Genomic DNA, 12,889 nt, shown 5'->3' with positions numbered 1-12,889 from the left:
AAAAGAGGATACCCCCTTTCATTAACTGCTAGAAGGTACCCTCTCTTTACTTAAGTCAGGTTAGTTTAAGGTTGTTGCACGGCCGTATAAATAGCATTTAGCAATTGTCCGCCCGTGTTTTGTCCGTATTCCCAGAACATGATGCCTGCCAAACCTTGACTCTTTAAATATTTTACTTTCTCTGTAAGTGACTGCTCGTCATCGTAACTAATGAAGCCAGTTCCATTCGTTAAGTAAGGAGCTTTGGCTACATCATCCATTGCCGAGTCCAGCCGTTTTTATTAATATAGCTCGCTAATAACTGGTCATAAGTGTATTCTGTCGTCGTACCAGCAGAGTAGAAAGCGCCTCCAATTACAATTTTACTTGTAGCCACACCACTATTTTTATACAATTTCACGGCATTATCTACGCTGTAACTGGAGTTCAGTGAGGAAGTATATAAGTTTGTATGATGCGAATTCGTTCCGACTTGCATATCATAGGTCATGATATTAATATAATCGAAGTATTGTTGCACCGAAGCCAGATCAATACCTTCAATTCCGTATTGAGAAGCTCCAGTTGCTGCAGTGACTTGATATTTATTATTGCTTCTTCCATCTGCTACACTACCCGCATCTAGAACTTCACGTATTTTTTTGATGAAAAGAGTGTAATTTTGTTTGTCACTTACCGCAGGATATTCCCAGTCAATATCAATTCCATCTAATTTGTTTGCGCGGATATATTGCAGTGCTGAATTTGCAAAAGCTGTACGATTTGCATCTGTCGACGCAATACCTGAGAAATTAGCTGAATTTCCCCAGCCCCCTACGGAGATTAGAACTTTCAAACTTGGATTCTTTTGTTTAAGAGAGACAAGCTGTGCAATCTTTCCTGTATCTCCTCCACTCACTGCATTATTTGCTGCATTAGCAAAAGCATAGTATAAGTGTGTTAACTTTGTTGCAGGTATCGTGTTAACATTAGGGAAATTCCAGTCTGCTACATATCCACCAATAACTTTATTTGGTGTAGTTCCTGGATTAGGTGTACTCGTATCGGAAGTTGTTACAGAAAGAACATTGCTTGCTGCTGATAAATTACCCGCAGCATCTTTTGCTTTTACCGTAAAAGTATAAGCCGTACTTGCTGTAAGTCCCGACACAGTAGCTGTAGTTCCCGTAACCGTCGTATTCAAAGTAGAGCCACTATACACGTTATATCCCGTCACCGCTACATTATCTGTAGAAGCTGACCACGATAAAGATACTGTGTTTGCTGTCTTTGCTGTGGAAGTCAGATTAGCAGGTGCTGTTGGTGCTGTTGTATCCCCAGGCGTAGTACCGCCACAATCAGAGATATATTTCCAAGCGCCCCATGAACCTGATTGCGCCGGGTTTTCGTTTAATGTCCACCATTTTGCTTCATATACTTTGCCATTCAGTGAAACGCGGTTGCCTCCGTTATACGTTTTGGTAGCGTCCCATGCTGCATCGGTACAAGCCGCCACTGCTTGAATACTTTCCGCTGCCGAGACATGACCAGCCGGAATGCTAAATGATGTGATTAAAGAGATTACTAGAGATGCTACCATAAACAGAGACAGAAACCCCCGCTTAAAGTGACCCTTAATTACGTTCTTACCATTCATTGAATTACCTCCTCTTATTGTGAAAATCGATGAGATTTCCCATCCTAAACCTAGTTGAGCTTGCTCCACCCCCTTTATAACATTTAAAGTTAACAAATCCTTAATTATCCAGTAAATAATTCTCCAAAATAATGAGAGTTTCCTCTTTTTATTTGATATTTTTTTAGGGAAAAATATTATAAACACAAAAAAGCCCTCTCTTGTATTGAGATGGCTTGGTTAGTCTCGTACTATAGTTACAAATCTTCCAATATTAATAGCGCTACTAGTAGGAAAAGCCTACCTCAGCCTAAGCAATTCTAGTGTTTCTATTCGATTACCTGGATCATCTGCACTACCTTTCGAGAGTCCCCTTTCAATTTGACCTTACCGGCTAGCAATTGTGAGGAACCATCCCCGTCAAGAAATATAGCCTCATTCAAATTTCCTTTGGCAACATTTATTTTAATAGCAGTACGGAATTGTTCAGCCGTACATCTAGTAGAAGTGACAATTAGATAGATTTCTCCAGAATTATCGTATGCCATCGCACTGCGAAGCCGCTTGTCGTCGGGAAATGGTAACCCTTCTTCTGTGACTGCTACGTTATACCAATTACTATCGTCCTTTAAATTCATACTGACACCGCCCTGCGCCCAGAACTTCGTCGTATGTGTCATATGTAGATCATCAACGCTTGCAGCCCGTTGCACATCAACCATCCTCGTGACACGATCGTATACGATGGTTCCTCGAGCGTATTTGACGTTGAACCAACCTGAGCCGTATTCTTTAGAACCTCCATTTGTGGGAATGCGATCCATAACCGCAATGCTCAATAACTGATCCTCCCAAAAGAATCCACCATTGATTCCGATTCTTCCAGATTGCACGACGTTATCGTTTACGCTATTAAATGAAATACGACTAGGTTCTGCCTGTAGCACATGTAGAATAACCCCATTGTCAGCATTTATCTGAGAATACTGAACGTTTGATGGAATATTGTCATTCCTTATGATCCATATAGATACGAACTCCAAAATTAGTATAAAAACACACATGTAAAATGGAGTAGATCGTCTTATAAAAGCAAGTCTTTCGTTAGCCTCTCTTTTCATCTCCCTTCATCCCCCTATTCATTAAACGTTTATATAATTAACGCTAATATTGGGGAATTGTTCCTTTATTCTGCTCGTTAGCTTTAGGTATTTAGCAGTCTCCCGGGTACAGTTCATGGATTTTGGAGACCAAGTCTTCTGAATTGGTATGAAACACTTGGTTAGAATCTGTCCAGGCCGATTTCAGAAAATATGATGCATGAAACTGCCAGCCTACATGAGCTGGATTAAATTCCAACTGGATTTCGCGACCCGGCCTTCCTTGGTATACCCGAGAACCCGGCTTACGCCACCTGCCAATTTGAGTGATTCTGTCTGGATTTTGGCCAGTGATATATGTAAATCTTTCATTGAATGGGATGTCCTTCAAATGAAATTTAGGACTTCCCACTGCAAATATTTGAACTCCCTTCAAGCCGTACTTCTTCTCCAGATAAAGGCCGGCTCGATAGGCGATTACGCCTCCGGCACTGTGCCCAATACAGATAATATGATCTGCATCTGCTACATGCTCGCGGATGATTCCTGATGCGATAGTTACCCTGCGTGACTGCTCTCGGGTAAGGTCATAGCCAACTTGTGTAAGTTGCCGACTCAGCAGACGAATAAGTGAAGTACGCGTAGTGCCGTTTGCAATCCCATAAGGAAAGATCATCACAATTTTGGCATTACGATATCTTTTGGCAATTTCACTAGCAGCAGCTTCAAAATTATTCCGATATGTTAATACCCCGGCAAAAAAGTAAACTACCGTGCGGCAATGCATTGAACATGTGCTATTGGAGGATATGAATGTCTCGGTCATAATTTCACGGCCCCTCCTTGTTCTGCTTCATGTAATCATCCAATATAAGGAAATAAATCTTCTACTCCTTTGATAAAAATCCTTGTTTAGTGTCCTCTTCATCTTCGATGAATTACCCTATCCATTAATGAATTCAAACTCTAAGTAGACCAATGAAGAGCACGACCCCAACAATCATACGGGCTTGATATTGTTAATTTCGTTAAGAATGCGATTATGCTATGTGTGAATAGATGTATTTGGCTTAACGACTATGTTACTCTATTGTATAGATCATTTATACACATAGGAGGACAACAGATGAATGAAGGACAACATTTAATCCGTTCCAAACCAAAGCGAAAAATTGGAAAATGGATATTAATCTCATTTGCTTCACTTATTATGCTTCTTGTATTAGGGCTATTGATTGCCTACCCCATTTTGAAATACGAACCGCTTGAGCAAGCTAAGCAAGCGATGGAAAGTAATTCAGCTTTAGTGGTGAAAACAGAAGATAATAGCTTGCTATTCGAACCCGCTGATAAGAAAGTTATACAGCCGAGCCTGATTTTTTATCCAGGGGCTTTGGTGGATGCAGAAAGCTATGCGCCGCTTGCTCGTAAGGTAGCTGAAGCAGGACATCGCGTGTATATTGTTAAAATGCCGTTTGATTTAGCTATCTTTGGAAAAAATCGAGCTAATCCACTGATTCAATCGCATCCTGATGATACCTTTGTAATCGGTGGACATTCACTAGGTGGAGCCTTTGCGGCAAGGTATGCGGCGGCGAATACGAGTAAACTTGCGGGTGTATTCTTCCTTGGCTCTTATGCGGATGAAGGAGGTAGCTTGAAAAACTCTGGGTTGGATGTCCTGCAAGTTACAGGTTCTAAGGATGGTGTGTTGAATTGGAAGGTATGGGAAGAAAGCAAACAAAATTTACCTGCTGACACTACAAAATACGTATCCATTGAGGGCGGTAATCATGGTCAGTTCGGTACGTATGGAAAACAAAAAGGTGATCAGGATGCAACAATTTCATCACAGCAGCAGTTGGATGAAGTTAGCCAAGCTATAATCGAATGGATGCGGACACTCAAGAAATAAGCTTACGCATACCTAGTTCAATTGGAAAAATAATAAAAGGCAAACAAGACCTTTTCTATAAAGCCTTGTTTGCCTTTTATTTTTTGGACTTAGTTTGGTCTTCTGTAAACTGTGGGTATTGGCGCCAACCTTGTGCTGCTTATCTCATATGCTCTTCCCAATTTCCTTGATGTGCTTCATTAAATTATTTCCAGTATAGATTCTCGGATGTTCTTAGGTAGACTTTTGAAAATTAATTCGTATGAGTGGTCAATCATTGCAAAGATATCTGACTCTAGCATGGAACCATCGATCGTAATTGTATTCCAGTGCTTTTTGTTCATGTGATAGCCTGGCTGAACGCTCTTATGTTGCTCTCTCAAGTTTTCCGCAATGATTGGGTCACATTTTAGGTTTAGTCGAAAATTATCGTCTTTGCCCTCGAAAATAAGCGCAAACATTTTACCTGCAATTTTGACTACAATAGGCGCGGGTCCGAATGGATAATCCTTAGTTGCTCCTTTTTTCTCTAAACAATAGTCAATAATATTATTCTTCAAATCAGAACGACTCCTTCACTAAACATACGCAAACTATCATCATATAACATTTCAATACGTTACAATTTCCTATATAATAGAAATTATTTTACAATATATAGAAGATGGAGAAATCAAAATGAAAATAAAGTATAACATTATAATTTCATTAGTTTTTACTTTTTCGGTTATATTTTCAGGCTGTGATCATATAAACAATGAGACCTTGTCACTCAATATGGTGCAGGATCTGGCACAGAGTGGTCAAGATCTAACTTGGAATGATTTTGATGACTATCCCTATGAAGATATTGGCTCAGGTCTGTATATTCGTAACTATAAAATAGATGAGGATTATCATGTATCAGTAGGTGGTGCAAGTATTGAAAAAAAGCCATTATATATATATCTAGTCAAAGCAAATGGTGAGAAGATTGATATTCGTCACGATGATATGGAGCAGTTTATGCTCAAATGAATAATGGAGATTTGAATTCGATCCTAGAATTTAATTTGTAAATTCCCACTCAGGATTTCAAACTACATTCATTAAATGACCTTGGATCTTGGGATACACGATAAACTCCTATTTACTCCCCCATTAACTGATCTTTATAAGATTCCAAAATTGAACTCTCCCAATAACAGAATCAGTACATTGTCGCAAATAATTTTCATCTCGATGAGGAGTAAGTAACCAAGCTCTATATCCGAAAAAAAGCCCTGGAGACACGTGCCTCCAGGGCTTTAGATGTGCTAATAAAGTTAAGGAATGACCTTCCAAACATTGTTTCCGGTTGGAATCTCACCCTGTGTCCACCATTTGGCTTCATAGTTAACGCCATTATAGGAGACCTTATTACCCCCAACATAGACTGTAGTCGCACTCCAAGGGAGATATGTGCCCGCGCCGCCGCTGCCTGTCGTCTTTACTGCCAATACGGAAGAGGAAGGCGATGCTTTGCCGGAGGAATCAATTGCAACTACCGTATAATTATAGGAAGTGCCACTCGTTAAGCCCGTGTTCGTGAAGGTTGTCGAGGTTGTTGTGCCCACTGAAACGTTATTGCGATATACTTGATAGCTTGCTGCGCCAGCTACAGCAGACCAGTTCAAGGAAACACTGTTGTCTGTTACGGCAGTGGAAGCCAGACTCGTTGGAGCTGGGAGTGTGCTGCCACCTCCGAAATCCACATCGGCTACACTGATGTAAGCGGTAGGCGCTCCGGATACTTCCCAAATAGCTAGAATGACTTGATACCCTGTTCTTGCAGGAACGTTACAATTTATCGTGTAATAGTTAGTAGGACTTGCTCCGTTTAAATCCTTTTGACAGAAAGGCGTTAAGTCAAAGGAAGCTCTCGTCAGAGGAGCGTTCGGATTCCAGTCCTGCTTCGTGATGAAATATTTAAAGGTAGTTGTAGCGTGCGCGGCATTTAACTGCCAGCTAAAAGCTTGTGGACCTGCATTTATAGGTACTTTAGTCCAACGAGTCGAAGATTGCTCATCGAGTTTAGGAAACGTATTATTTGCACTCGCGATGTGTCCATCTGACGGGCCTCCATTAGGGAAGCCTTTTGGGGCTTCAGCACTTTGTGGCTCGTATGAGGCTCCAGCACAATCCGTATTCACATTGTTTTTGCATAAAAGGGCACGGCTTGCTGGCGAATCTAAATACCCATGAGCCGAGCTTTTGGCAGGGAACAAAAACATAAGTAGAGTGATCAGAAGCAGCATACTACAAGCGATAATCACCTTATGAAACTTTGCGTTGTTGGGTAAAGCGAAATTCATTATTATTTCCTCCCGAGATTGAATTTTAATAACAAAACGCTTACATGAAACTTAAATCTAAATCGGCATCACCTCTTTTAGAAATCAAACAGTAAGCAGTTTTTAGAAATGCAGGCATGCAAACAATTTATTCTATATGCAAAAATGGATATATATTCCATTAATATCCAAATCAGAGTATATCACAAGTAAAAATGCCTCTATTACACTCAAATGTACTCGAAAATGGATACAAACCGACAAACAAAAAAGAGACGAGATTGCTCTCGGCTCTTTTTGCGTCAAATGTATGATGATTCGTCTTTACGTAATATTCATTGTCTTTTCAATTTCTTCAGCATAGAAACGATTGTCCATTTATAAAAGTATTTTGTTACTTTTCATGAATGGACAATCGTTTCTATTTCAAAGAATTAACTAAAGACTAACTAGTTCTTTTTTGCTTAGACCTAGCGTTTCTGCTGTTGAAGTATGAATTTCGTGCAGAAGCTCTGGATTTTTCAATAATGACAGGCCGTAAGATGGGATCATTTCTTTGATTTTTGGTTCCCATTCTTTTATATGTTGCGGGAAGCATTTATTTAGTACCTCAATCATAACATGAACCGCAGTAGAGGCCCCTGGAGAAGCACCCAGCAGTGCAGCAATCGATCCATCCGCGGCACTAATGACTTCAGTACCAAATTGAAGTGTTCCCTTGCCTCCAGCTTCAGTATCTTTGATTACTTGGACACGCTGCCCTGCTACGACTAAATCCCAATCTTCGATTTTAGCATTAGGAATAAACTCTCGTAACTCTTCCATACGTTTTTCTTTCGATAACATAACTTGCCCGATCAGATATTTAGTCAATGACATGTTTTTGGCACCTGCGGACAGCATCGTTATGAGATTATCGGGTTTTACGGAAGTAATTAAATCAAACATTGAACCAGTTTTCAAAAACTTAGGTGAGAAACCAGCAAAGGGTCCAAATAACAACGATTTTTTATTATCAATAAATCTTGTATCAAGATGCGGAACAGACATTGGAGGAGCTCCAACCTTAGCTTTACCGTATACTTTTGCATGATGTTGCGCTACAACTTTCGGATTATTGCATACCATAAATATTCCGCTTACAGGGAAACCACCAATATGTTTTCCTTCAGGAATACCGGATTTTTGCAGTAAATGTAGACTTCCTCCTCCGCCTCCGACAAAGACGAATTTTGCAGTATGACGTTCGATATTTCCGCTGGCATTTCGTATTTTTAATTCCCAAGAGCCGTCATTCGTACGTTTTATATTATTAACGCTATGTTTGTATTTAATATCGACATCTTTACTTTTTAAGTGGTCAAATAAGATGCGCGTTAATGCACCAAAATTGACATCCGTTCCCGTATCGATTTTTGTTGCTGCTATAGATTCATTCGATGGACGGTCTTGTAAAATAAGCGGAATCCATTCCATCAGCTTTTTAGGATCATCAGAGAATTCCATCCCTTGAAACAGAGGGTTATTTGACATCGCTTCAAAACGCTTCTTTAAGAACGCTACATTCTGTTCCCCTTGTACCAAACTCATATGAGGCAATGGCATAATAAAGTCCTGCGGATTACTGATTAACTTGCTTTTGACAAGATAAGACCAAAACTGCATTGAAAGCTGAAACTGTTCATTAATTTGGATAGCTTTACTAATATCTATAGAACCGTCTGGTTTTTCGACAGTGTAGTTAAGCTCGCACAGTGCAGCATGCCCTGTTCCTGCATTATTCCATTCGTTAGAGCTTTCCTCTCCTGCACTTTCGAGCTTCTCGAACACTGTAACTTTCCACTCCGGTACTAATTCTTTAAGAAAGGTCCCTAAAGTCGCACTCATGATACCAGCACCAATTAAGATGACGTCTGTTTTAGTTTCTCTGTCGCTCATTTTTTCCCATCCTTATACTCTAAAATTTGCAGAAAGGATATAAGTGCTCCTTCTTAGGTGTAACACAAAGCGAAGGCGCGACCTAGTCACACACCTGTTCTGTTTCAATCATAACTATACCATAGTGTATTACAATTATTTATAGATTAAAATATTTTCGATGATCTAATTATTATAAATTGAGTCTTGATTCATCCTTCATACCAAGCACTCTGCATGCAATTACCTAAATAATACCACGAACCGATATTATTTTCATTCTGAGACTTTGCCTATATCGAAAATTAGACCGATAACGCTAATCCAAGCATTATCGGTCCTGTATTTAAGATCCATTTTTTGCTGCTCCCCGAAGGAGGATTTTTAAGATAAGTACGTGATTTTGGAAGTGATCGGTGTTCTCGGTTTAGCATTTGGAACTTCAACTGGATATCCAATTCCGAATACACCAATAACATCATCATTTTCCGGCACATTAAGAATTTCACGATTCTGAGGCTGGGCACCCATAGAAGACCAATAAGTACCTACGCCCTCTTCATGTGCAGCTAACAAAAAATTTTGTACAAAACAAGCGGTAGCCATGACATTCTCATCCCGTTGTAATGCAGTCACAGAGCCTTCGGATAATACAGCAATAACAATTGGTGCGTTTCCAAAGTTCGTTTTGTGGTTTAATTTCGCTCTAGTTTCTTTCCCTACAAAAATAATCTTCCACGGTTCGTTCATACGATGGTTAGGAGCATAACTTGCAGCTTCCAGCCAAGAGTTTAACGTATCCTCATGAATCGGATCTACCTTAAACTGTTTAACATTTCTACGCGTTTTAATAAGTTCAGTTATTTTCATTGTTTTCATTTCGCTCCTCTTTTTTATTATCACTAATATTGATATCTTCTGAAGCTATCTCATGAATCTGAAACATATGAATAAACTCTTCGATAATGGCTTCGGTTGCTTTTAATTCCCCGCTAATGACTTGTTTGATCGAGTCAAACTCCGGATCTTTCAATTGTCGCTGAAGAGTCGACCGATTAACATTAAGCTTATCTAGAAAAGCGATTGCTCTACCACGGCGAAATGTTTGCGCACTTCTGGGATATTGATCGATTGAATCTTTCATGCCATGTTGCCCACGACCTCTGTGTTCCCCATGCTCACGATGACCGTGTTTGCCTGCACGCTCTTCACGCATATTCATTTCCCCTCTTTCATTCGTATACATTTGTATACATTAATCACTTGTATACAAATGTATACGAATACTTGGATTCTGTCAATTGTATTTTTGAATATTCCATATCTTAATTGCCTTAATACTTCATTCATTGCATAACTTCTAATATTTACCGGCATTCTATATACAACATATTATTGATTTGTCAGGGGCAGTGAACGGTATGGCTACAAATACGAATGTAACATTAATGGAGCAAATTAAAAAAATGCTCGTATCATCCGAGGATGTCACATATCAGAGCTTTATCATTCATGGGCATTCTTGTGTGCTTGTCTATATCGAATCCATCATTAATGTTCCAATAATGCAGGAGAGAATTGCTTATGTATTAGTTAAAGAATCCTTTTCAGAGCAAATCGAAGAGGATTGGATCAGCAAATTGAATAATGGTACGCTGATCCCCCTCCCCTCCATACAGACTCAGTCCTATGAGGAAGCGATATCTCAGTTGGTTCAGGGAAAAGTTCTTCTATGCTTAAATGAAGTTAACAACGTTTATATGTTCGATCTTATGAAGTATGAGAAAAGAGCCGTAACCGAATCACAAAATGAACTTGTTGTGATTGGTCCTCAAGAGGCTTTTATTGAAGATATCAACACAAATCTTTCTCTATTAAGACATAAGATTAAACATCCTGACCTGAAGACAATCCGTTATGAAGTCGGTAAATACACAAAAACCATTATTTATGTCGTATATATCGAAGGGTTATGTAAGCCTGAAGTTGTAGAGGATTTAGATCAGGAAATTCGCGAGATTTCTATAGATGGTAACCTTGGTATTAGCTATACCGCTGAACAAATGAAGAAAGGAAATCGTACACCATTTCCCCAATTTCAATACACTGAACGCCCTGATTCTGTTGCAGCTTCTCTACTTGAAGGAAGAGTCGGAATTTTACAGGATGGAACACCCTCAGCCCTATTGGTCCCGGTTACCCTGTTCTCTCTCATGCAATCATCTGAGGACTATTATCAAAGTTACTTATCTGCAAGCTGGATTCGTATCGTCCGCATGTTTTTTGCAATTATATCTATGCTCCTTCCGTCACTTTATGTTGCGATTACGACCTTCCAGTCTGAGATTATTCCTACTGATCTTTTATTGACGATCGCATCTGCCCGAGAAAACATTCCATTCTCAGCATTAACGGAAGCTATGATCATGGAGATCACTTTTGAAGGGTTACGCGAAGCTGGTACAAGAATTCCTAAACCTGTTGGGCAAACCATTTCTATTATAGGTGCCATTGTTATCGGACAGGCAGCAGTGCAGGCAGGTATCGTATCCGCGCCAATGGTTATTGTCGTATCCATTACCGGAATTGCTTCTTACATCATCCCCCACTTTGAATTGGGGCTGGCGCTACGCCTGCTAAGATTCCCGCTTCTTATTATAGGTGGAACTACGGGTTTAATTGGTGTATTCATTACTGCATTTATTGTATTTGGTCATCTTGTGAATCTCAAATCATTTGGAACACCTTATATGCAACCTCTAGCCCCCTTAGTATTTAAAGAATGGAAAGATGTCTTTGTACGTGTTCCTTCCCCTTCCATGAAGTCTAGATCAACTGCATATACCTCACGCAATACAAGGAGACAGAAATCGAAATGAAATCCTTGAAATGGCTAATAGCATTCATCTCTTTCATTCTAATCAGCGGATGTTGGTCCAAAATGGAAGTTGATGAGCAAGTCTTTGTATTCGCTCTGTATATAGATAAAGGGGAAAAACCGGGTACTGTGGAGGTAACGATCAGCAGCCCCCTTCCCAACCGAATGAACTCTGGTCAACAGGCAGGAAGTAGCGGTGCAGGAGGTAAGGCCTATGCATGATTTCACGTACTGACGAAACGATACCGGATGCCATACGCAATATTCAAAAAGACCTTACAAGACATTTGAGTTTTGGTCATACAAGAGAAATTACCGTTGGCCGGGATTATGCAGAAGCTGGGATCGGGGATCTCCTTGACTGGATGGACAAAGAACCTAACTTTCATATTAGCTCTTTTCTGACAACGGCTCACGGCAAGGCTAAAGATATCGCTCAATTAATCCCTCTTTACGAACAAATGCCTGCTGAAGTCCTGCGTAAAATGACGTTGCAGCATATCATGTTTAGTACAAGTGTCAGAGATATTCTGATTTCTACTTACTCAAAAGTGGGCTTTGCTACGAATTATCTCTCGATTCGAAAGGAAGCTATACCTAGTGAGAATGACAAACAGGAAAAATGGGCTGGGATTCAGGGGGCGGCACTTTACCAGGAAGATAAAATGAAAGGTACTCTTAATGTTGAGGATGCTAGAGCGATTGCTTGGGCTAATGGTCGATTGGGAAAGCAAGCATTTTCGGTGACGTGGGATGAAGGAAAAAGCCGCGCGAGCGTACTTTTTAATAAGTTAAAAGCTACTAGGAAAGTTAAAATGACAAAAAAAGGACCCCAATTTATGATAAAACTCTATGCTTCTGGAAATTTAATTTATAAAAAGGATACGAAAAAGAGAAATGATACGGAACTCACCCATCTCATTACGAAGTTACTTAACTCTAAAATTGAGGAAGATTTAAGTTCAGCGATTACTATGACGAAGAGAGTAGGTGCTGATGCTCTAAAGTTAGGAACGCTACTGGAATGGAAGTATCCCGGTTATTGGAAAAATATTCAGGAAGATTGGTCGGAATATTACAAAAATCAAAGTGATATTCGGATTCAAACCAAAGTTGATGTAATCTATACAACCAACCAGCCTTGAACAATAAGAGCAGTGGTCCTCCCACTCT

Annotated in this window: 14 protein-coding genes; 5 read left to right on the top strand and 9 right to left on the bottom strand. The window is 39.8% G+C overall.

Annotated features, from left to right (window positions below; all coding sequences use genetic code 11):
• Positions 1-65: 65 nt before the first annotated feature.
• From JCM16418_RS26935 to JCM16418_RS15840, 4 genes are all read right to left on the bottom strand, one after another.
• Positions 66-260: a glycosyl hydrolase family 18 protein gene (locus JCM16418_RS26935; RefSeq protein ID WP_373280724.1), complete on the bottom strand. Its 195-nt coding sequence runs from the start codon at positions 258-260 to the stop codon at positions 66-68.
• On the bottom strand, positions 248-1,636 hold the full coding sequence (locus JCM16418_RS26405) for a glycosyl hydrolase family 18 protein (RefSeq protein WP_373280723.1): 1,389 nt from the start codon (positions 1,634-1,636) through the stop codon (positions 248-250). The genes JCM16418_RS26935 and JCM16418_RS26405 overlap by 13 nt, the downstream gene beginning before the upstream one ends.
• 308 nt (positions 1,637-1,944) lie before the next feature.
• Positions 1,945-2,736, bottom strand: coding sequence for a phosphodiester glycosidase family protein (locus JCM16418_RS15845; protein WP_052020386.1), 792 nt, complete (start codon positions 2,734-2,736; stop codon positions 1,945-1,947).
• A gap of 91 nt (positions 2,737-2,827) precedes the next feature.
• A complete protein-coding gene (locus JCM16418_RS15840) occupies positions 2,828-3,541 on the bottom strand; it encodes an alpha/beta hydrolase family protein (RefSeq protein WP_036650798.1) in 714 nt (237 codons plus the stop codon).
• 300 nt (positions 3,542-3,841) lie between these two features.
• On the opposite strand from JCM16418_RS15840, the gene JCM16418_RS15835 reads away from it, so the two are divergent.
• Entirely contained in the window at positions 3,842-4,630 is a 789-nt protein-coding gene (locus JCM16418_RS15835; protein ID WP_036650796.1) for an alpha/beta hydrolase, read from the top strand.
• A 179-nt stretch (positions 4,631-4,809) separates the two neighbouring features.
• Here the strand turns inward: JCM16418_RS15835 and JCM16418_RS15830 are convergent, their stop codons facing one another.
• Positions 4,810-5,169, bottom strand: coding sequence for an MmcQ/YjbR family DNA-binding protein (locus tag JCM16418_RS15830; protein WP_036650794.1), 360 nt, complete (start codon positions 5,167-5,169; stop codon positions 4,810-4,812).
• 118 nt (positions 5,170-5,287) lie between these two features.
• On the opposite strand from JCM16418_RS15830, the gene JCM16418_RS15825 reads away from it, so the two are divergent.
• Positions 5,288-5,626 carry a hypothetical protein gene (locus JCM16418_RS15825; RefSeq protein ID WP_036650791.1) on the top strand — a complete coding sequence of 113 codons (339 nt, stop codon included), beginning with the start codon at positions 5,288-5,290 and terminating at the stop codon, positions 5,624-5,626.
• 287 nt (positions 5,627-5,913) lie between these two features.
• On the opposite strand, the gene JCM16418_RS15820 is transcribed toward JCM16418_RS15825, so the two are convergent.
• The 4 genes from JCM16418_RS15820 to JCM16418_RS15805 form a co-directional block, all read right to left on the bottom strand.
• Positions 5,914-6,942, bottom strand: a complete 1,029-nt coding sequence (locus JCM16418_RS15820; protein WP_036650789.1) for a lytic polysaccharide monooxygenase — start codon at positions 6,940-6,942, stop codon at positions 5,914-5,916.
• 417 nt (positions 6,943-7,359) lie between these two features.
• Complete coding sequence (locus tag JCM16418_RS15815; protein ID WP_036650786.1) at positions 7,360-8,859, bottom strand: malate:quinone oxidoreductase; 1,500 nt, start codon at positions 8,857-8,859, stop codon at positions 7,360-7,362.
• A 363-nt stretch (positions 8,860-9,222) separates the two neighbouring features.
• Positions 9,223-9,708 (bottom strand): nitroreductase family protein, encoded by a 486-nt coding sequence (locus tag JCM16418_RS15810; RefSeq protein WP_036650902.1) that lies wholly within the window; start codon positions 9,706-9,708, stop codon positions 9,223-9,225.
• Positions 9,695-10,054, bottom strand: a complete 360-nt coding sequence (locus JCM16418_RS15805) for a hypothetical protein (RefSeq protein ID WP_036650785.1) — start codon at positions 10,052-10,054, stop codon at positions 9,695-9,697. Before JCM16418_RS15805 ends, JCM16418_RS15810 begins: the two co-directional genes overlap by 14 nt.
• 205 nt (positions 10,055-10,259) lie before the next feature.
• Here JCM16418_RS15805 and JCM16418_RS15800 point away from each other — a divergent pair, with 205 nt between their 5' ends.
• From JCM16418_RS15800 to JCM16418_RS15795, 3 genes are read left to right on the top strand one after another with little or no spacing between them, the layout of a single operon-like run.
• Complete coding sequence (locus JCM16418_RS15800) at positions 10,260-11,717, top strand: spore germination protein (RefSeq protein ID WP_036650781.1); 1,458 nt, start codon at positions 10,260-10,262, stop codon at positions 11,715-11,717.
• Entirely contained in the window at positions 11,714-11,938 is a 225-nt protein-coding gene (locus JCM16418_RS23860; protein WP_052020384.1) for a hypothetical protein, read from the top strand. The genes JCM16418_RS15800 and JCM16418_RS23860 overlap by 4 nt, the downstream gene beginning before the upstream one ends.
• Positions 11,935-12,861 (top strand): Ger(x)C family spore germination C-terminal domain-containing protein, encoded by a 927-nt coding sequence (locus JCM16418_RS15795; protein WP_052020382.1) that lies wholly within the window; start codon positions 11,935-11,937, stop codon positions 12,859-12,861. Before JCM16418_RS23860 ends, JCM16418_RS15795 begins: the two co-directional genes overlap by 4 nt.
• Positions 12,862-12,889: the final 28 nt, after the last annotated feature.

It is taken from the genome of Paenibacillus pini JCM 16418, assembly GCF_000576305.1.
Classification (GTDB): Bacteria; Bacillota; Bacilli; order Paenibacillales; family Paenibacillaceae; genus Paenibacillus_AQ; species Paenibacillus_AQ pini.
This window is presented reverse-complemented; position numbering and strand designations above follow the sequence as displayed.